This window comes from Micromonospora costi, assembly GCF_003626655.1.
Classification (GTDB): Bacteria; Actinomycetota; Actinomycetes; order Mycobacteriales; family Micromonosporaceae; genus Micromonospora; species Micromonospora costi.
In genome coordinates, this window is sequence record NZ_RBAN01000004.1 from 264,182 (window position 1) to 284,390 (window position 20,209).

Here is a 20,209-nt window from a genome sequence, read left to right on the forward strand (position 1 = left end):
AGACGTGTCCACCATTGCCGAGACACCCCGGACGGCGAAGTCCACGGTGGCCGGCACACCGCGACGGCGGCGACGGTCGGCTCGACTGTCGCCGCTGCTCGCGGCGTTCGTGCTCGTACCGTTCGCCATCGAGAGCATCTGGGTGTTCTGGCCCGCGCTGCAGGGCTTCTGGTTCTCGCTGACCCGCTGGGACGGCCAGACGCCACCGGAGTTCATCGGCGTCGACAACTACGTCGAGTTGGCCGGTGACGCCACCTTCCGCGGCGCCCTGGTCAACACGGTCATCTGGCTGGTCCTCTTCGGCGGGCTCTCCGTCGTGGGCGGCTTCGGGATGGCGCTGCTACTGCAACGGGACCGGCGTGGCGTCGGCTTCTACCGGGCCGCGCTGTTCACCCCGGTGGTCTTCTCCCTCGTGGTGACCGCGCTGGTCTGGCGGGTGTTCTACCAGCCCGACGGGCTGGCCGACACGATCCTGCGCGCGGTCGGTCTGGAGCAGCTGATCCGCCCCTGGCTCGCCGATCCGCAGACCGCGTTGTACGCGGTGATCCTGCCGGCGCTGTGGCGGCAGATCGGCTACGTGATGGTGCTCTTCCTGGCCGGGCTCAAGGCGATCGACCCGGCGCTGCACGAGGCCGCCCGGATGGACGGGGCGAACGCCTGGCAGCGGCTGTGGTACGTGGTCATCCCCCAGCTCAAGGGCGTCAACGCGGTCGTGCTGTCGGTCATCGTGATCGACTCGCTGCGCTCGTTCGACATCGTGTGGTCGCTGACCCGGGGCGGGCCGTACCACTCGTCCGAGCTGCTCAGCACGTACATGTACTCGGCCGCCTTCCAGAGCCTGCGCCTGGGGTACGCCTCGGCGATCGCCGTGGTGATCTTCGTGCTCGCCCTCGCCGTCATCCTCGGCTACCTCGTCCGCGCGTTCCGGGAGGAAGCGTGATCCGCAAGCTCCGCACCGGGACCTTCCACACCGGAATGGTCCTGCTCTCCCTGCTCTGGCTCGGCCCGGTGCTCTGGGTGATCCTGATGTCCGTCCGCAGCTTCGACGACATCGCGGCCAACGGCGTGGGCAGCCTGCCGCACTCGTTCACGCTCGACACGTACCGGCAGGCGTGGACCGACGGCGGCGAATTGCAGGCGCTGGTCAACAGCCTGCTGGTCACCGTCCCGTCGGTGCTGCTGAGCCTGGGACTCGCCGCGATCGCCGCGTTCGCGTTGAGCCGCTACCGGATTCCCGGCCGGCGGACCATCCTGCTGCTGATGCTCGCCGGCAACCTGCTGCCGCCGCAGATCCTGCTCATCCCGGTGCAGAAGTTCAGCGAGCTGACCGGCCTGTACGACACGCTGCTGGCGCTGATCGCCGTGCAGGTCGGCTTCGGGCTCGGGTTCTACACCTTCGTGCTGCACGGGTTCATGCGCGACCTGCCCGGCGAGATCCAGGAGGCGGCCACCATCGACGGGGCCGGTCCCGCGCAGATCTTCGCCCGGGTGATGCTGCCGCTCACGCGGCCGGCGCTGGCCGCACTCGGAGCGCTCTCGTTCACCTGGATCTTCAACGACCTGCTGTGGGCGATCACCGTGCTGCGCACCGACGACCGGATGCCGGTCACCCCGGCACTGCTCGCGTTGCAGGGCCAGTTCGTCTCCTCGTGGAGCGTGATCGCCGCCGGCACGGTGATCGCCGCCGTCCCGACCGTGGCGGTCTTCCTGCGCTTCCAGCGGCACTTCATCTCCGGACTGGCGATCGGGGCGGTCAAGTGAGCGACACCGAGCCGCGGCGCTGGACGCTGCGCGGCGCGCACACCGAGTACACGGTGACGGTGCCGGCGCACGGGCGTTGGCTGGAACTGGCGGCGTGGGGACCGCACGGGGTCGGCGACGGCCCCTCCCCCGTGGCGTACGACGGCCCGGTGCCGTTCCTCACGGCCGGCGACGCCGCGCCCGTCGAGTTCGCCACCGACGCCGACCGGCCGTTCACCGGAGCCGACCTGGTGGTCGAGACGGCCACCGGGCACCGGCGGGTGGGCTTCGGCTTCGTCGAGGCCGCGCACGACCCGGCGGGCGGGACGCTCGCCGTCACGTTCGCCGACCCGGTCACCGGGCTGCGCGCGGTGCTGCGCTACGCGGTGCCCGCCGGCACCGACGTCGTACGCCGCTGGGTGGAGCTGACCAACACCGGCGCCGAGCCGCTGGTGCTGGCTCGCGCCGGGTCGGCCGGGTTCTGCGTGCCGACGCCGCACGGCGCGCTGGTCAGTCACCAGTGGGGCCAGTGGGCCCAGGAGTTCCAGCTCGCGCACGTCGACCTCGACCACGGGGCGTTCACGATCGGCAGCAGTCAGGGCGTACCCGGGCACCTGCACGTGCCGTGGCTGGCCGTACGGGACCGGGCCGAACCGGACGGGGCGGCCTGGGCCGTGGCGGTCGCCTGGACCGGCTCGTGGGAGATCAGCGCGGAACGGGACACCGGCGGGCTGACCCGGATCCGGGCCGGGCGCCGGCTGCCGGACGGGCCGCTGGAGCTGCCGGCCGGCGGCGAGCTGACGTTGCCCGAGGTGGTCGGGGCGTACAGCGTCGAGGGGTTGACCGGGCTGGCCCGGGTCTGGCACCGCTACCAGCGGCACCTGGCCGGCGACCGGCTCGCCCCGCGGCCGGTGCTCTACAACTCGTGGGAGGCCACGTACTTCGCCGTCGACGCGAAGAGCCAGCTCGACCTGGCCCGGATCGCCGCCGAGGTCGGTGTGGAGACGTTCGTCGTGGACGACGGCTGGTTCGTGGGCCGCGACGACGACACGGCCGGCCTCGGCGACTGGACGCCCGACCCGGCCGCCTTCCCGGACGGCTTCGAGGCGTTCATCGCCGACGTGCGCGCGCTGGGCCTGCGGTTCGGGCTCTGGGTGGAGCCGGAGTGTGTGAATCCCCGCTCGCGGCTCTACGCCGAGCACCCCGACTGGGTGTACCGCCTCGACGGCCGGCCGCTCACCCCGATCCGCAACCAGTACCTGCTCGACGTGGGCCGGCCGGAGGTGGCCGAGTTCGTCCACTCCACGCTGGACGGCCTGCTGCGCCGGTACGACATCTCGTACCTCAAGTGGGACTTCAACCGGCCACGGACCGAACCGGGCCGGGCCGGCGCGGACGGGCCGCTCGACCTCGACGGCGCGCACGTGACCAACCTGCACCGGATCTACGAGCGGCTGCGCCGGGACCACCCGGGCGTGCTCGTCGAGTCCTGCGCGGGTGGTGGGGCCCGGACCGACCTGGCGATGGCCGCGCGGGCGGACATCTTCTGGCCCAGCGACAACACGGGCCCGCTGGACCGGCTCGCCATCCAGTACGGCTTCCTGCACGCCAACGCCCCGCACCTGCTCAGCTCCTGGGTGACCGACGCGCCCGGCATCTTCGACCCGCGCCCGCGCTCGCTGGCGTTCCGGTTCGTGCTGGCGATGGCCGGCGTGCTGGGCGTCGGCGCGGACATCCGGCAATGGACGCCGGCCGAGCGCGCCGAGGCGGCCGGCTGGATCGCCCGCTACAAGGAGATCCGGGAGGTCGTCACGCAGGGCGAGGTGCACCTGATCGGCGGGCCGGACCAGGCGCGCTGCGCGGTGCAGTACACCTCCCCCGACGGGCGGCGGGTGGTCGTCCTGGCCTGGCACACCGGCCGGTCGGACGGCGCCGGTCTGCTGCCGTCGCGCCCCGTACGGCTGCCGCTGCGCGGTCTCACCCCGGAGGCGGCGTACCGGCACGGCGACCAGCGCTACTCCGGCAGCCACCTGACGGCCGTCGGGCTGCCGGTGCGGTGGACCCCGACCCACGACGCCGACCTGATCGTCCTGGACCGGGAGTGAGCCCCACCCACCCACCGCGTCGATCATGAAGTTGTTGCCCCGCACACCGGCGTGTCGGGGCAACAACTTCATGATCAGCGGGCGAAGCGGTAGACCACGAAGTCCTTCTCGGCACCGCAGGCGATGACCCGGGTGTTCCAGGAGCAGGTGGCGCTGCGTACGCCGGTGAGCTGGCCGAGTTCCGCGACCTCGCCGGTGGCCGCCCGCACCCCGCTGAGGCCGCGGTCGTCCTCGATCGTGCTCGGGGTCTTCGCGAACACCAGCAGGTTGCCGGCGTCGAGCCGGACACCCACACCGGGACGGTCCCGCAGCAGTGGCTTGCCGGCGGCGTCGAACAGCGTGCTCGTCGGCGACGAGTCGCCGGTGCGGACCAGCAGGCGCTCGCCGAGGGGCAGCAGCGCGGTGGCACCCGGCGCCGCCCAGTGCACCGGGCTCTTCCCCTCGGTTGCCGCCACCACCTCGGCGCGGGCCACCTCGCCGTCCGGCACCTCCAGCAGGCAGGCCCGATGCTCGCCGCAGGCCACCAGCGCCTTGGGCCGGCGCCGGTCGTCCGGGGCGCGGTAGAGCACGACCGGTTCCGCCGACAGCGACTCCAGGTCGTAGCCGAGCAGCTGGTAACCGCCCTCGTCGGCGGCCACGTAGAGCCGGTCACCGTGCGCGACGAGCAGGTCGTCGAGGTCGGCGACGTTGCCCCGGCCCGCCACGACCGAGCCGCTGTCCATGTCGAGCACCCGCACCGACCGGTCCGCCCCCACCTGCACGAGACGGCGCCCGCCGTCGTGCCACGGATCGCGCGGCCCGCCGTCGAGGTACGCCGGTCCACCGGCCGCCTCGCCGGTGTCGACGGGCAGCACGACGGTCCGCGCATTGCGGTACTCGGAGACGGGGTTGTCCCGCGCCCACTGCGGTTTCCCGTCGCCCATGGCCAGGCCGACGAGCTGGTTCGCTGTCCGGTCGACGAGCACCGCCGTCCGGTCGGTGAAGAAGACGTCGTCGTCGCCGCGGATCGACCGGGTCCAACGCGGCTGCCCCGAGGCGGCGTCGAGGACCACCATCTCGCGCGGGGTGCTCGTGCCGGGCGCGTCGGCGTACGCCACGACCGCGCCCGGTACGGCGAGCAGGCGCTCCCAGGCGTCGGCGGCCGTCCCGGTCTGGCTCCGCCACAGCTCGTCGCCGCTGCCGGTGTCGATCGCGACCACCTCCAGCTGGCGGTCCGCCCGCCGGTACGCGAGGTAGGCCCGGTCCCCCAGCACGGTGGTCCACATGCCCGGCGGCCGCTCGTCGCCGGCCTTCGGCTGCGCCACCATTTCGAGAGGATGGAAGTCCAGCCCCGGGTAGCGGTCCCGGGTCAGGTAGAGCACCGCGGCCGTGGTCACCCCGGCCAGGGCCACCACGGCACCGAGGACGACCCACCGCGCCCGCCGCCAGCCACCCCGTGCCGTACCGGGCGGCGCGGCCGGGCCGCCCGAGGGTGGCCGCGCCCCGGGGCCGAACGGCGGCGCGGACACCGAACCGCCGAACGGTGGCGCGGCCGGGGAGCCGGGCGCGTCCGGCAGGGTGGGCGCGACGCCGGCCGGCGGCGTGGCCACCAGGGTCTGGGCGGGCACCGGGCTGCCGGGGTTCGGCACGGTCGCCCCCGCGCCCGCGTCCGGCACGGTCACGCGCTGGTCCACGTCCGGCACCGTCACACTCGGACGCTGGTCGGGGACCGTGGGCGCCGCAGCCGTCGGCGCGCCGGCGGCGGGATCCTCGGGTCGCGTGGCGGCCACTGCCGCGGCCGGCGGAACAGGGGCCGCGGCGGCGGGCGCGGGCGGGCCGGCGTACCGGGGCGGGGACGTGCCACGCCGCAGCGGCAGGTCGGTGAGGGCGCCCTCGGCCACCGGCAGCTCGGGTTGCTCCAGGACGGTCGGCGCGACACCCAGGTCGGCGTGGAGCATCCGCGCCACGAGCGGGATGCGCGACGAACCACCGACCAGGAACAGCCCGCCGAGCTGGTCCGGGGTGAGGCCCGCCTCCCCGATCACCTCGCGCGCGGCGGCGACCGCCCGCTCCAGCAGGGGCCGGGCCGCCCGCTCCACGTCGTCGCGGGTCAACGACACCGGATCGGCCACCCCGGGCACCGCGACCGGCGCCACCGTGCCCCGCGACAGCAGCTCCTTGGCACCGCGTACGGCCTCCCAGAGCTGGACGCTCTCGCGGCGGGCGATGGTGTCGTCCGGCGCGGTGAGCCGCGCCCACCGCCGCGCGTGCGGGCCGGCGACCAGCTCGCCGACCCGCCCGACGAGGGCGGCGTCGACGTCCAGACCGCCGAGGTCGGGCAGGCCACCGCAGGAGATCACGGCGAAGCCGGAGTCGCCCCACGGGTCGGCGCCCTCGTTGCGCACCACCGCCACGTCGAGAGTGCCGCCGCCGAAGTCGAAGACCGCGATCGCCCCGCCGACGGGCACCGGGCGGCGCAGCACCTCGGTGTAGTAGCGGGCGGCGGCCACCGGCTCGCGCAGCAGCCGGGTGCCGGGCGGCGTCGGGCCGGACAGGGTGTGCTCGGCCGCCTGCGGCCAGCCGGCCCGCATCAACGCGTCACCGAGCACGTGCCGCCGGGCGTCGTCCCAGGCCGCCGGGCAGGTGAGCACCGCCGGGGGCAGGAAGCCGACGGACTCGACCGCGGCGCGCCCCACCGCGTGCAGCACCGCGCCGAGCAGGTCCGCGGGAAGGAGGTCACGGCCGCCGAGGCGTACGACCGGTTCGTCGACGCGGCGCTTCGGGTTCGGCTCGTACCGGGCGGGATCGGCGTGCGCGAGCCGCCGGGCGTCGAGGCCGGCGTGCAGACCGCCGTCGGCGTCCACGTACACGCCGGAGGGCATGATCGGCTGACCGTCCACGAGCAACGGTCGGGTGCGCCCGTCCGGCCAGCGCAACACGGCGACCGTGTTGGACGTACCGAGGTCGACGCCGAGGGCGAAGCCCTCGTGCTGGCCTGCCATCTACCGATACCTCCGCCGCGACGATGCCCGACCCCGCATCGTACGCAGCCACCGTCGCCCTGCCTGGGGCGTGTCCTGCCGATCGTGAGCTCTGTGCGTCGTCCGGGGCAGCGTGAAACCCGACCGGATGCCATAGTCCCGCCATGAAGGCAGACCTGTACAGCTACCTGAAGGGCGGCCGCGACGCGCTGCTGTGGAAGCTCGACGGGCTCGGCGAGTACGACATTCGCCGCCCGCTGACCCGGACCGCCACCAACCTGCTCGGTCTGGTGAAACACTCGGCGGTCTGCGAGGCGCTCTACTTCGGCGTCGTGTTCGGCCGGCCGTTCGAGCAGGATCTGCCGTACGTCGGCGACGGGGCGGAGGCCAATGCCGACATGTGGGCGACCGCGGACGAGACCCGCGACGAGATCCTCGCACTGTACCGTCGCGCGATCGCCCACGCCGACACCACCATCGAAGCCCTTGCACTGGACGAGGTCGGCCGTGTGCCATGGTGGGGCGACGCAACGGTCACGTTGCACCACGTTTTGGTCCACGTCATCGCGGAAACACAACGGCACGCCGGCCACGCCGACATCGTGCGGGAACTCATCGACGGCGCGGCCGGGCTGCTGCCCAGGCACGACAACCTGCCCGCCGCCGACGAGCCGTGGTGGCTGGACTACCGCCAGCGAGTGGAGCAGGCCGCCCTTGACGCCAGCAAAACCGCACCGGTGACCGGGCCGTAAGGATCTCGCAACATCTCGATCCGGTCGGCCGGCGGACGGCCTGGTTAGGCTGGCTCGCGGGAGGTACGTGTGGCGCAGCGGGTGCTGGTCGTGGACGACGACCGGACGGTCAGCGACGTGGTCTGCCGCTACCTGGAGCACGCCGGCTACGAGGTCGACCACGTCGGCGACGGCCTCGCGGCCCTCGACGCGGTGCGGGAGCAAACACCGCACCTGGTGGTGCTGGATCTCATGCTGCCCGGCCTGGACGGGCTACAGGTGTGCCGGCGGCTGCGGGAACGGCCGGACGGCGTACCCATCATCATGCTCACCGCCCGCGGCGACGAGGCGGACCGGGTGCTCGGCCTGCAACTGGGCGCGGACGACTACCTGGGCAAGCCGTTCTCACCGCGTGAGCTGGTGCTGCGGGTCGCGTCGGTCCTGCGCCGTGCCGGCGAGCCGCCGGCGCCGGCCGCGGAGGTGTTCGTCGACGCCGGCCTCGAGGTGGCGACGGGCCCCCGGGTGGCCCGGCTGCATGGGCGGGAGCTGACCCTGACGCTGCGCGAGTTCGACCTGCTGGCCCATCTCATGCGCCATCCCGCGCGCGCGTTCCGTCGCGCCGAGTTGCTGGAGCGGGTGTGGGGCTGGAGCTTCGGCGACGAGTCCACGGTGACCGTGCACGTCCGGCGGTTGCGGGAGAAGATCGAGGCGGACCCGGCCGCTCCGCGACGCATCGTGACCGTCTGGGGCGTCGGCTACCGCTACCAGCCCGCCGATGCGTGACCTGGCGCTGATCGCCGCCCTGGCGCTCGCGGCGGCGGTCTGCGTCGGGCTGGCCGGCGCGGTCGCGCTGCGGCTGCTGCGGCACCGGTCGATCACCGTGCACGTCTGTGTGCTGCTCGCGGTCACCGTGGCGGCCGTGGTGGCCGGCGTGGTGGTGGTCGCCCGGGCGATGTTCCTGTCCCGGCACGACCTCCAGGTGGTGCTGCTCACCGTGGCAGCGGCGGCGGCCGTCAGCCTCGCCGTCGGTTGGTACTTCGGCCGCCGCCTCGCGGTCGCCGCCGTCTGGGCCGACCAGGCGCGCGAGCGGGAACGCCGGATCGAGAAGGGCCGCCGTGACCTGGTCGCCTGGGTCTCCCACGACCTGCGTACGCCGCTCGCGGGACTGCGGGCGATGGCGGAGGCGCTGGAGGACCGGGTGGTGGACGACCCGGCGACGATCGCCGAGTACCACCAGCGGATCCGGATCCAGACCGACCAGATGACCCGGCTGGTGGACGACCTGTTCGAGCTGTCCCGGATCAACGCGGGCGCGCTACGGCTGTCGCTCGCCGCGGTGCCGCTCGGCGAGGTGGTGTCCGACGCCCTGGCCGGCGCCGCCCCGCTGGCCGCCGCGCGGCGGATCCGCCTCGTGGCCGCCGAGTCGGGCTGGCCCACGGTGCTGGCCAGCGAGCCCGAGTTGGCCCGGGTGGTCGGCAACCTGCTGCTCAACGCGGTGCGCTACACCCCCGACGACGGCACGGTGCAGGTCGACGGCGGCCGCGACCGCGACGACGCGTGGCTGGCCGTGGCGGACACCTGCGGCGGCATCCCGGAGCGGGACCTGCCGCGACTGTTCGACGTGGCGTTCCGGGGCGAGCCGGCGCGTACGCCCCGCTCCGGCGGCAGCGGGCACGGTTCCGGCGGGCTGGGCCTGGCCATCGTGCGGGGGCTGGTCGAGGCGCACGGCGGGCGGGTGGAGGTGCAGAACGTCGGCGGCGGCTGCCGGTTCCTCGTCCGTCTGCCGGCCGCGAACGCCTGAGCCGTCCTCGCCGGGGGTTGGCCGGCGGCGCGGTTCCTGACAGGGTGAGCGGTGGACCGGTCGGTGGGGAGTCGGCGTGACGGGGACGGTGGCGGTCGAGGTGCGTCGGGCGCTCGGCGCCTGGCGCTGGTGGCTGACGCTGCCGCTGCTGGCCGTGTGGACGGTGGCCGCGTTCCGGTGGAACGAGGTGGCCGCCGACGTGTTCGGCAACTACGACGCGCAGGGCGACGACCAGGTGCTGGAACAGATGGGCGTGCTCGCCGGGCAGCGCTGGACGTCCGGGCACGCGCTCGGTCAGCTCCTCGCGCTGGTGGTGGGCGCCGGCCTGGCCGTCGAGGCGTTCCGGCGGCGTGGCGACCGCGGCCGGACGGTCGCGTCCCCGCGGACGGTCCTGGTCGCGCGGATGCTCGCCGCGGTGCTCGTCTCGGTCGCTCTCGCGGCGACCGCCGTGACGGTCACCGCCGTGCTCATGGCCGGTGAGCCGATCGACACGGCGCCGCTGGAGGCCGCGGTCCTGGCCCACCCCGAGCGCTATCCGTACGCGCTGCCGCCGGCGGAGGTGCACGCCGGTGTCCGGCGTGCCGTGCTGGTCGGGCTGGCCGGCTTCCCGCTCTGGGCCGTGGTCGGGGTGGGCGTCGGCGTGCTGGTCCGCCGGATCGCGCTCACCGCGGCCCTCGGGGTCGCGTACCACGCGAGCACGTTCTTCCTCGCGGCCTTCGTGAGCCACAGCCGCCTCCTGGTCGCCGCCGTGCCGATGGTCACGCACGCGGCGGCGGTCGACGTCGTGCAGGACCGCGCGGTGGGGGGCCCCGCCACGGCGGTCGCCCTGGCCGCGACCGGCCTGCTGGCCGTGGTGCTGGGCTGGTCGGCGCTGGCGTCCGTGTCACGGCCCGCCACGGTGGAGGCCGACGGGTGAGCGACGCGTGGATCCCGGCGCGGGTCGCGCCGGGATCCACGCGCACCGCCTACTCGTCCGAGTTGTACGCGGTGGCGGACACCCGTACGTGGCCCTGGACGTCGAGCCGCGCCGGCCAGGACACCGGCACCTCTCGGCTCTCCCCCGGCAGCAGCCACAGGTAGTTGTCGCCGTACCTCGCGGGCAGGACGCGGTTGCCGTGCGCGTCGCGCGCGGCCAGCCGGACGAGCACGGCGACCGCGTCACCGCGGTTGCGTACCGTCGCGGTGACCGTCGACCGGCCGCCCGCGGTGCGGACGCCGGTGGTGGTCGTCGACAGCGTGGCGGGCGGCAGGTCGTTGAGCGGCCGCATCTGCTCGGCCTGCCCGTACCGCCAGTAGGTGTTCTCCGACAGCAGCCGGCCACGGTCGTCGCGCAGTTCCAGGCGGACGAGGTGCAGCCCGGCGCCGTCCGGGGCGTCCAGCGTGAACGCGGCCGCCGTGGACGAGGGCGCGACGTCCACCCGCTGGCTCTGCGGCGCGCCGAGCGCCCGGCCGCGCAGGTCGTACCGGCGTGCGGTGACGGTGGCGCCGGCGAGCGCTGCCGTGGTGTGGTTGACCGCCCGGACCCGCCAGGTGCCGGGGTCGGCCTGGACGTGCAGCGGCTCGCAGCCCTTGCGGGCGCCGAAGTAGGCGCCGTTGACGTCCAGGTCGTAGTCGTACGTCTGCCAGACGGTGCTGTGCCACGCCGGATGCGACATCCACAGCAGCAGGCCGGTGGCGTCCTTCCACAGGTTCGCGTTCCATGCCTCGAACATCGCGCGGTGGTTCTCGTAGTTGACGAACTGCGCGCGGGTGGCGAACTCGTCGAGGGAGCGTGACTCGCCGAGCCGCGCGTCGATCGCGGCCTGGTAGGTGTCGACGTGCTGGTTGCCGAGGGTCGACCAGTCGTGGTGGTTCCACACCGCGCCCGGCGGCCACTCCGGCTCGTCGCCCACGAGGTTGCGCATGCTCTCGACGACCGGGATCACCGGCATGCCGATCTCGGTGTGGAAGCCGAAGGCGCCCGTGTCGTACGTGTCGCGGTTGTTGTACGTGGCGGGGTCCACCCAGTGGTACGGCCCGTGGCCGCTCACGATGCCGCCGGCGGAGTTGGGGATGTAGAGGATCTCCGGGTGCTCGGTGGCGACCGCCTGCTTGAGCCCGGCGTCCACGATCGGCGGCGGGTCGCCCTCGTTGGCGCCGCACCAGACCACGATGCTCGGGTGGTGGCGGTACCGCCGGATCGTGTCGGCGGCGATGTCGACGTACCCGGGTGGGTTGGGCAGGAACTGCCCGGCCTGCCAGAAGTCGTTCCAGACCAGGATGCCCTGCTCGTCGCAGGCCCGGTACAGCTCCTCCCGGTTGCTGCTGCCCAGCCAGTTGCGGATCATCGTGAAGTTCATGTCGCGGTGCATCTCGACCGTGTCGGCCAGCCGGTCGGGCAGCACCCGGCGCAGCAGCTCGTCCCAGCCCCAGTTGCCGCCACGGACGAACACCGGCACCCCGTTGACGGTGATCTTGAGCTGGGTCACCGCGTTGCTGACCGCCTTCACGTCGGTCCACCGCTGCCCGTCGTCGGAGACCTGGATGGCGAAGTCGCGGGCGTACGCCTGCTCCCAGACGATCGTGACCTGGTCGAAGGTGACCGGTTGTCCCAGGTCGACCTGGATCCACTGGCCATCGGAGTACTGCGAGGCCCAGCGGGTACGCGGATTGCCGTCGACGGCACGTTCGGGGCCGTTCGAGTCACCGTCGGAGGACGACGCGGTGGCGTGGGCGTGCAGGGCCAGGTCGACGTCCGGTTCGGCCTGCCGCTGCACGGCGAGCGTCCACATCGACACGCCCCAGGAGGTGGCCCGGGCGCCGGCCTGGATGCGCAGGTGCTGGGCGGTCTGCGCGGGGAAGGTCTCGACCTGGGTGGCGCGGTTGCCGAGCGGGGTCTCGTTGCTCACCGACGTGACGTCGGTCCACGTGTCGCCGTCCTGGGAGACCTGGACGCGGTAGTCGAGGGCGTACGCCTGCTCCCAGACGATCGTCACCCGGTCGAAGTCGACGGCCGCGCCGAGGTCGACCTCGATCGACTGGTTGTCCTCGTACGCCGAGGCCCAGCGCGTGCCGGGGTCGCCGTCGACCGCGTTGGCGGCCACGTTCGTGTCGTTCTCCACCGAGGAGGCGGTGGCGGGCCGGCCGCGGGCCAGGTCGGCGCCGTCGCCGTCCGCCACCGACAGCGACCACATCGAGACGCCCCAGCCGGTCGCCCGCTGGCCGGTCTGGATGCGTACGTGCCGGGCGTGCTGGCGGGCGAAGGTGACCGTCTGGGTGGCGGCGCCGCCCACGAACTCCAGCGGCGGCGTGCCGGGGGGCGAGATCTGGATCGGCTGGTGCCACTCGTAGCCGAACTGCCGGACGCCGAACCGGACGCCGCGCCGGTCGCTGGTCCTGCGGGCGACGGTGGCGGTGAGCGTGAGGTCGTACAGGTGGGGCTCGCCGTACCCGTTGGGCCACCAGAGCCGGGGGGCGCGCAGGCGCAGCGCGCGGAAGCGCTCCGGCGTGAACGTGACGGTGGTGTTCCCGCCGGCGGGCACGGTCACCGTCGTCTCGACTCGGACGCGGTCGAACTCGGCGCGGACGGTCACCGTGGTGGCCGTGTCGGCGGCGTTGCGCACGGGTACGGCGATGGTGACCTCGGCGGTGCCGGTGTCCGGCAGGTCGGGCAGGGTGGTCGTGACGTGCGGGTCGCCGAGGACGGCGGCGCCGGTGCTGCGCAGCCGCACGTGGTCCCAGATACCGGCGGCACGGTCGCGGACGGCGGGCATCCAGTCCCACCCCGACACGGCGAGGTAGGTGGGCGCGTCGAGGTAGTGGTGGGCGGACTGGAGGAACGTCCGCCCGTCGGGGCCCTTGTCACCGGGGGTGCCGGGGTGCGGCATCGGGGTGACGCGGACGGCCACCGTGTGCTCGGTGTGGCCGGCCAGGGCGGCGGTGACGTCGAAGGCGGCCCGGGCGAACGGGTGCTTGACGCTGCCGACCTGTACGCCGTTGACCCAGGTGGTGGCCTCGTGGTTGACGCCGTCGAACTCGAGCCAGATCCGCCGGCCGGGTGACGTGTCCAAGCCGCGCGGCAGCCGCAGCGCCCTCCGGTACCACCAGGAGTGGCGGGACAGGGCCTCGGGGATGCGCAGGTTGTGGAATCCGGAGACCGGATCGGGCAGGTGGCCACGCTCGACGAGGCTGCCGAGCACGGTGCCCGGCACGGTGGCGGGCAGCCAGTCCCGCACGTCGACGCCCGGGGCCGAGAGCGCGGCGCCGTCGGCCCCGCCGGCGAGGTCGTCCATCGTGAGCGCCCAGCCGGACTCCAGCGGCACGGTGCCGTCGGCGGCCACCGTGAGCGCGGGCACCGGGCGGGTGTTGCCGCCCTCCCAGCTCGTCCAGCCGGTGGCGCGGGGCTGCGCCGCCAGGGCGCTGCCGTAGACCTGGAAGCCGTTGAGGCCCACCGGGTTGCTGTTCGAGCGCCGGGTGGCGGTCATCCGGACCCACCGGGCGGTCACCGGCTCGGGCAGGCGGAGCGCTTGGACGCCGCCCTGGCCTTCGGTGGTCTCGTACGCGGTCCGCCAGGTCCGCCCGTCGGAGGAGACCTCGATGCGGTACGCGACGGCGACGCTGGAGAGGATCTCGTCGCCGTCGGTGTCGGTGTAGTTGCCGTCGAACGGGCCGTCGGCGAGCGTGGCCTCGAAGACCAGCGTGACCGCCTCGACGCGGCACGGGGCCTGCAGGTCGACGCAGATCCACTGTGGGTCGCCGGGTGCGGCGCGCCAGCCGCTGCCACGCACCCCGACCTGTGGCAGCCCGTCGACGGTGAACGAGCCCGGCGTCGGCGCGTAGTCGGTCGACGAGACGGTGACCGGCCGGTGTCGGGCCAGGTCGGTGCCCGGGGGCGTGGTCGCGGGTCCGGCCGGGGCGGTGGGTTCGGCGTGCGCGGCGTCCGGCAGGAGCGCGGTCACGCCGACCGAGGCGAGCAGCGTGGCGCCGGTGGACAGGAAGGATCGCCGTGACAGCGACGGCTCGGACATGCGTGCCTCCCAGGGCCTGACAACGTTGTCAGATCCTCGCGATCGGGGACAAGCGATGTCAAGGCTCCGTTTCCGTCGTGATCCACCTGTCATCCGGTGCCGGTAGGGTTTCGGCGTGACCAGCACGCCCAGCCGCACGCGGCGACCCACCATGGTGGATGTCGCCGCGCGGGCCGGCGTGAGCGTGAAGACTGTCTCGCGCGTGGTCAACAACGCGCCCTACGTGCAACCGGAGCTGGCGCAGCGCGTCCTCGCCGCCGTCGCCGAGTTGGGCTTCCGTCGCAACCACCTGGCCAGCTCGCTGCGGTCCGGCCAGGCCACCGCCACGATCGGGCTGCTCATCGAGGAGATCGCCAACCCGTTCTACGCCACCATCGCGGGCGCGGTGGCCGAGGTCGCCTCGGACCACGACACGATGCTGCTCATCGCCAGCTCCGAGGAGGACCCGGCACGGGAGCAGCAGCTCCTGCGCGACCTGTGCGCCCGCCGGGTCGACGGCCTGCTCGTCGTGCCGGCCGGCGAGGACCACTCGTTCCTGCAGAGCGAGGTGGATCTCGGCACCCCCGCGGTGTTCCTCGACCGGCCGGCGGGCGAGCTGCGCGCCGACACCGTCCTGCTCGACAACCGGGGCGGCGCCCGGGCCGGCGTCCGGACCCTCGTCGAGGCCGGGCACCGCCGGGTCGGCATCCTCCTCGACTCGACCAGCGTCTACACGATGCGCGAGCGGCTGGCCGGCGCCCGGGAGGCCCTCGCCGCGGCCGGCGCGGCGATCGACGACCGGCTCGTCCGCGACGGTATCCGGGACCCCGGCACCGCGGCCCGGGTCGTCGGGGAGCTGCTCGACCAGCCCGACCCGCCCACTGCCTTCTTCAGCCTCAACAACCGGATCTCGCTGGGCGCGGTGGAGGAGCTGCACCGCCGGGGCAGCACCGCGGCCCTGCTCGGGTTCGACGACTTCGACCTGGCCCGCCTGCTGCCGTACCCGTTCACCGTGGTCGCGTACGACACCCGCGCGCTCGCGCGTGCCGCCGCGGAGCTGCTGTTCCGCCGGATCGCGGGCGACCCCTCCGAGCCCCGCAGCCTGCTGATCCCCACCGACCTGGTCGAACGAGGCCTGCCAGGTCGCTGAGCCGCCGGGCCGGCGCCACACCCGACACCGCCGGCGCCACACCCGACACCGCCGGCGCAGCACCCGGCCCCGCCGCCGCACCCGGCCCCGCCGGCACGGGCGTCACGCCCCCTGCGGGGTGAGCAGGTAGTCCTCGGCGTCCGGGCTCCAACGCAGGTCGACGGCACCGGCGGTGGCCGCGGCCCGGCAGAACTGGAGGAAGCCGCGGTAGCCCAGTTTCTTCTCGCTGAAGTCCGGCCGCGCCCGGCGGAGCTGGTCCTTGAGGCCGGACAGCGCCACGGCTCCGCCGCCGCCCAGGTCGAGCACCACCGACCGGAGCAGCCCGAACGCCACCTCCCGGTCACCGTGCTCCGGCAGGGACACCTCCGGGTCGCCCTTCGCCGGCCCCTCGGCCAACTCGATCACGGTGTGCCCGGCGAGGTGCCGCAGCAGCTCGCCGAAGGTGCGGAAGCCGTAGTCGGACTCGCTGAACGTCGGGTCCTTGCGCAGCAGCGTCCGCTTCAGCCGCGAGGCGGTCACCTCACCGCCGGAGCTGCCCTGCAGGCCCGCCACGGTCTGCGCCACGACGGCGGCCAGGGCGTCCACGTCCCGTACCGGCTCCTCGGCCTCCGGACGCGGCTCGGGTTCCCGCTCCACCTGCTCCGCCGGCCGGGCCGGCCGACCCCCGCGCGCCCGCGGCGGCGGCACGTCGACGCCTTCCAGCCGGTCGTAGTAGAGGAACTCGTCGCAGGCCGGCGGCAGCAGCGCCGACGTGGATTTCTCCACGCCCACGCCGATGACGCGCTTGTTCAGTTCCCGCAGCTTGTGGACCAGTGGGGTGAAGTCGCTGTCGCCCGTGCAGATCACGAACGTCGAGATGTAGTCCCGCTCGAAGGCCAGCTCGACGGCGTCGACGGCCATCTTGATGTCGGCCGCGTTCTTGCGGGACGCGCCCATCCGCTGCGGTATCTCGATGAGTTCGACGTGGTTGCGGGTGAGCATCCGCCGGTCCTCGTCGAAGTACGACCAGTCCGCGTACGCCCGGCGCACCACCACCCGTCCCCGCTCGGCGAGGGCGTCCGCGATCGGCCGGAAGTCGAAGGGCGACCCGCCGTGGTGGTCGCGGAACCCCAGCGCGAGGTTCTCGTAGTCGAGGAAAAGGGCGATACGGTCCTCTTGATCCACCCGGCCAGCCTAGCGGCCGGACGCCCCCAGCTCGCCGAACCAGCGCCCGCCGCCGCGGAACAGGTCCCGCACCACGAGCCCGGCGCGGGCCGCCACCTGGTGCACCGCCCGGATGTCCAGCCTCGCCCAGCGGAACGCCGGCCCGAGGACGGGCCGGCCCGACCGGCGTGGCGAGGCGACCCGGGCGTGCCCCTGCCAGAGCCCGGCGCCGGGCGGCTCCAGCTCGACCAGGACGGTGCCGCCGGGGTCGAGCAGCGATCGGCAGCGGGCCAGCAGGGCGACCGGGTCGCCGCCGATGCCGATGTTCCCGTCGAGCAGGACGGCGTGCGCCCAGCGGCCCTCGGCGGGCAGCGGGTCGAACAGGTCGCGATGCAGCGCCACGGCCCCGCGGGCGCGGGCGGCGGCGACGGCGTACGCGCAGATGTCCACACCGACCGCCGTGGTCCCGGCCCGGGCCAGCGCCACGGTGAGCCGGCCCGGGCCGCAGCCCAGGTCCAGTGTCGGCCCGGGGCAGCGGGTCACCACCCCGGTGGTGGCCGGCTCGGCCCCGCCCTGCCAGCGGCGCACCGGCAGCCGGTGCCGCGCACCGTCGCCGTGCACCAACCAGTGGCCGCCGCCGGCCGCCCGGTCGCGCAGGGCCGTGGCGAACGCGTCGGCGCTCACCCCCGGCCTCCGGGCACCAGGGCCCGGCGGACCGCGGCGACCTGCCGGGCGAACCGCCCGTCCGGGGCCTCGGCGGCCACCGCGAGGGCGTCCGGCCACTCGTCGACGTCGCGCAGCAGGGGCAGCAGCGCGCAGCGCAGGCCCCGCTCCACGAGGGCGGACCAGGTGTGGCGGCCGGTCCGCGCGGTGGACATCGGCACCGTACGCAGAAGCGCCGCGTGCCGTGGATCGCGTAGCCCCAGCGCCCACCAGCCACCGTCGACGGCCGCGCCGAGCACCGCGTCGGCGACGGCGAGCCGCCGCGCCGCCGCGGCGAGCCCGGCCGGCGTGAGCTGCGGCGTGTCCATGCCGATCTGGAGCACCGGCCGGCCCGGCCAGGAGGCCGCCACCTCGGCGTGCGCGTGGGCGAGCCGGTCGCCGAGACCGGTGCCGCGCTGCGCCAGCACGGTCCAGCCGTGCAGGCCGGTGACGAGCCCGGCGGCGTCCTCCGCGTCCGTCAGCCGTCCGGCGCAGGCGAGCACCGGCGTCACTCCCGGGGTGGCGCGGACCGCGTCCAGCGTGTCCCGCAGCGCCGCTGCGGCGATCCGGGCCGCCTGCACCGGGCTGGCCGGTGGGCAGAGGCGGGTCTTGACCGCACCCGGCACGGGCGCCTTCGCCATCACGAGCAGGATGGTCACCGGTCACCGCCCACGGTGCGCAGCACGCCGGCGAAGTCGCGGGTCGCCCGCAGCGTGCCGCGCACCGACCCGGAGACCTTCGACCGGGTGCCGGCGGCGCGGGGCGCATACCGCACGTCGAGTTCGTGGATGCGCCAGCCGGCGGCGGCCGCCCGGATCAGCAGTTCGAGGGGATAGCCGAAGGCACGGTCGGCGACGCCGAGGGCGAGCAGCGCCTCCCGGCGCGCCACGCGGATGGGGCTCAGATCGCGCAACGGTACGCCCCGGCGGCGCAGCAGCGCGGCGACCAGAGCCGTGCCGGCGCGGGCGTGCCACGGCCAGGCGCCCGCGCCGACCGGCCGGCGGCGCCCGACCGCGAGGTCCGCCGTCCCGGCCGCCACCGGGGCGACGAGGGCGGGCAGCTCGCCCGGGTCGAATGAGCCGTCGGCGTCGAGCACGCAGACCAGCTCGGTGGCGGCGGCCTCCAGTCCGGTGTGCACGGCGGCGCCGTAACCCCGGCGCGGCTCGTGGACGACCCGGGCGCCGTGCCGGGCGGCGATCTCCGGCGAACCGTCGCGGGAGCCGTTGTCGACCACGATGGCCCGGTAACCGGGCGGCAGGGCGGTCAACACGCCGGGCAGCGCGGCGGCCTCGTCCAGGCAGGGCAGCACCACGTCGATGGCGGGGACGGGGTCGGTCCTGGTCGGCATACGGCCGACGCTAGGACGCTGCCAGCGCGTCCGGGGCCGGAACCTCCTTACCGAACGCTTACCGCACGGCCGATTCTTACCGGACGGTGACGGGTCGGCCGTTCCGCCACCACGCGCCGCCCGTTCGCCGTACCGTCCGGGGGTCATGGCCTCCGCATCCGCGATCGTCACCGCACCGGAACGGCCCCCGGCCCGCCGGCGCCGGGCCGACCTGGTGGTACTCGCGGTCGAGGCGGCGCTGGTCGCCGCCGCGGCCGGTGTGGGGTACGCGCTCAACGCCCGCGGCGCGGGGTTGTACGCGGACGCCGCCCCCCTCTACGCCACCTGGAGCCCCCACGTGGGCTGGGGCACCCCGGCCGCGCTGCTGGTGGCGGTGGCGGTCGTGTGGTGGGGGGTACGCCTCGCCCGCACCGCACGGTGGGGTGTGCTGCTGGCCGCCGGCTGGCTCGCGTCGGTCGCCTGGACGCTGTCGCTGGCCTTGGTGGACGGCTGGTCGGCGGGGCTCGCCGGGCGGCTCACGGTGCAGGCGGAGTACCTGCACGAGGTGCCGGGGATCACCGACATCCCGGCGGCGCTGGCCGGGTTCACCGACCGCATCCTCGACTTCCAGCCGGACTCCTGGTCCACCCACACGGCGGGTCACCCGCCCGGCGCGCTGCTGCTGTTCGTCTGGCTGGACCGGGTGGGCCTCGGCGGCGGCGCCGTCGCGGGGCTGGCCTGCGTGCTCGTGGGGGCCACGGTGGCGGTGTCGGTGCCGGTGGCGCTGCGGGCGCTCGGCGCCCCCGACGCGGCCCGGGCCGTGGTGCCGTTCCTGGTGCTGCTGCCCGGCGCGGTCTGGGTGGGCGCGTCCGGCGACGCGATCTTCGCCGCCGTGGTCGCCGCCGGGCTCGCGCTGCTCGCGGTGCGCGGCCCGGGCGTCGCGGCGGCCGGCGGGGTGCTGCTCGGCTTCGCGCTCTACCTCTCGTACGGCTTCGTGCTGGTCGGCGCGCTGGCGCTGGTGGTGCTGGCGTTGCGTCCGGCGTCCCGGCTGCGCGCGCTGATCGCCGCCGGCGCCGGTGTCGGGGCCGTGGTCCTGGCGTTCACCCTGGCCGGCTTCCCGTGGTGGGAGGGCTACCGGCTGGTCGTCGAGCGCTACTACCAGGGCTGGGCGGCCGAGCGCCCGTACGGCTACTGGGTCTGGGCCAACCTGGCGGCGCTGCTGCTGTGCGCCGGCCCGGCGCTCGGGCCGGCGCTTCGCCGGGCCGTCGCGGCGGCCGTCGCCGCGACGCGCGCCGGGTGGCGGCGGGCGGAGCTGACCAGCGCGGTACGCGGGGCCGGCCCCACCGTCCTGCTGCCGCTGGCCGCCGCGCTGGCCGTCGCCGGCGCGGACCTGTCGGGGCTGAGCAAGGCCGAGGTGGAGCGGATCTGGTTGCCGTTCGCGGTGTGGCTGCTCGTGGCGGCCGTGCGACTGCCGGCGGAGACGCACCGGTGGTGGCTGGTCGGGCAGGCGGTCACCGCCCTGGCCGTCAACCACCTGCTCTGGACGGTCTCCTGACCGCCGGCCT

General features: G+C 74.7%; 15 protein-coding genes. 9 read left to right on the forward strand and 6 right to left on the reverse strand.

Features of this window, described 5'->3' with window-relative positions; all coding sequences use genetic code 11:
* Window positions 1-4 precede the first annotated feature (4 nt).
* Genes D7193_RS23010 through D7193_RS23020 form a run of 3 tightly spaced genes read left to right on the forward strand, consistent with a single transcriptional unit; the run spans window position 5 to window position 3,845 of the window.
* A complete protein-coding gene (locus D7193_RS23010; RefSeq protein ID WP_241563314.1) occupies window positions 5-940 on the forward strand; it encodes a carbohydrate ABC transporter permease in 936 nt (311 codons plus the stop codon).
* The gene (locus tag D7193_RS23015) at window positions 937-1,761 is read left to right on the forward strand and encodes a carbohydrate ABC transporter permease (protein WP_241563316.1); all 825 of its coding nucleotides are present in this window, start codon (window positions 937-939) and stop codon (window positions 1,759-1,761) included. The genes D7193_RS23010 and D7193_RS23015 overlap by 4 nt, the downstream gene beginning before the upstream one ends.
* Window positions 1,758-3,845 (forward strand): alpha-galactosidase, encoded by a 2,088-nt coding sequence (locus tag D7193_RS23020; protein ID WP_120781626.1) that lies wholly within the window; start codon window positions 1,758-1,760, stop codon window positions 3,843-3,845. The genes D7193_RS23015 and D7193_RS23020 overlap by 4 nt, the downstream gene beginning before the upstream one ends.
* Before the next feature lie 74 nt (window positions 3,846-3,919).
* Here the strand turns inward: D7193_RS23020 and D7193_RS23025 are convergent, their stop codons facing one another.
* Window positions 3,920-6,826 (reverse strand): Hsp70 family protein, encoded by a 2,907-nt coding sequence (locus tag D7193_RS23025; RefSeq protein ID WP_120781627.1) that lies wholly within the window; start codon window positions 6,824-6,826, stop codon window positions 3,920-3,922.
* Window positions 6,827-6,969: 143 nt separating this feature from the next.
* Between D7193_RS23025 and D7193_RS23030 the strand changes: the two genes are divergently transcribed.
* The 4 genes from D7193_RS23030 (at window position 6,970) to D7193_RS23045 (ending at window position 10,253) form a co-directional block, all read left to right on the forward strand.
* Complete coding sequence (locus D7193_RS23030; RefSeq protein WP_120781628.1) at window positions 6,970-7,557, forward strand: DinB family protein; 588 nt, start codon at window positions 6,970-6,972, stop codon at window positions 7,555-7,557.
* A gap of 69 nt (window positions 7,558-7,626) precedes the next feature.
* Window positions 7,627-8,319 carry a response regulator transcription factor gene (locus tag D7193_RS23035; protein WP_120781629.1) on the forward strand — a complete coding sequence of 231 codons (693 nt, stop codon included), beginning with the start codon at window positions 7,627-7,629 and terminating at the stop codon, window positions 8,317-8,319.
* Window positions 8,312-9,337: a sensor histidine kinase gene (locus tag D7193_RS23040; protein WP_120781630.1), complete on the forward strand. Its 1,026-nt coding sequence runs from the start codon at window positions 8,312-8,314 to the stop codon at window positions 9,335-9,337. Before D7193_RS23035 ends, D7193_RS23040 begins: the two co-directional genes overlap by 8 nt.
* Before the next feature lie 76 nt (window positions 9,338-9,413).
* Entirely contained in the window at window positions 9,414-10,253 is an 840-nt protein-coding gene (locus tag D7193_RS23045; RefSeq protein WP_120781631.1) for a hypothetical protein, read from the forward strand.
* 49 nt (window positions 10,254-10,302) lie between these two features.
* Here D7193_RS23045 and D7193_RS23050 read toward each other — a convergent pair whose 3' ends face one another.
* On the reverse strand, window positions 10,303-14,343 hold the full coding sequence (locus D7193_RS23050) for a discoidin domain-containing protein (protein WP_120781632.1): 4,041 nt from the start codon (window positions 14,341-14,343) through the stop codon (window positions 10,303-10,305).
* Between the two features lie 151 nt (window positions 14,344-14,494).
* On the opposite strand from D7193_RS23050, the gene D7193_RS23055 reads away from it, so the two are divergent.
* The gene (locus D7193_RS23055; protein WP_120781633.1) at window positions 14,495-15,472 is read left to right on the forward strand and encodes a LacI family DNA-binding transcriptional regulator; all 978 of its coding nucleotides are present in this window, start codon (window positions 14,495-14,497) and stop codon (window positions 15,470-15,472) included.
* A 102-nt stretch (window positions 15,473-15,574) separates the two neighbouring features.
* On the opposite strand, the gene D7193_RS23060 is transcribed toward D7193_RS23055, so the two are convergent.
* Genes D7193_RS23060 through D7193_RS23075 form a run of 4 tightly spaced genes read right to left on the reverse strand, consistent with a single transcriptional unit; the run spans window position 15,575 to window position 18,665 of the window.
* On the reverse strand, window positions 15,575-16,636 hold the full coding sequence (locus tag D7193_RS23060) for an NYN domain-containing protein (RefSeq protein WP_120781634.1): 1,062 nt from the start codon (window positions 16,634-16,636) through the stop codon (window positions 15,575-15,577).
* A 9-nt stretch (window positions 16,637-16,645) separates the two neighbouring features.
* Window positions 16,646-17,299, reverse strand: coding sequence for a class I SAM-dependent methyltransferase (locus D7193_RS23065; protein ID WP_120781635.1), 654 nt, complete (start codon window positions 17,297-17,299; stop codon window positions 16,646-16,648).
* Window positions 17,296-17,976, reverse strand: coding sequence for a TIGR04282 family arsenosugar biosynthesis glycosyltransferase (locus D7193_RS23070; RefSeq protein ID WP_120781636.1), 681 nt, complete (start codon window positions 17,974-17,976; stop codon window positions 17,296-17,298). Before D7193_RS23070 ends, D7193_RS23065 begins: the two co-directional genes overlap by 4 nt.
* Complete coding sequence (locus tag D7193_RS23075) at window positions 17,973-18,665, reverse strand: glycosyltransferase family 2 protein (protein WP_120781637.1); 693 nt, start codon at window positions 18,663-18,665, stop codon at window positions 17,973-17,975. The genes D7193_RS23070 and D7193_RS23075 overlap by 4 nt, the downstream gene beginning before the upstream one ends.
* Before the next feature lie 145 nt (window positions 18,666-18,810).
* On the opposite strand from D7193_RS23075, the gene D7193_RS23080 reads away from it, so the two are divergent.
* On the forward strand, window positions 18,811-20,199 hold the full coding sequence (locus D7193_RS23080; protein ID WP_120781638.1) for a hypothetical protein: 1,389 nt from the start codon (window positions 18,811-18,813) through the stop codon (window positions 20,197-20,199).
* Window positions 20,200-20,209 lie beyond the last annotated feature (10 nt).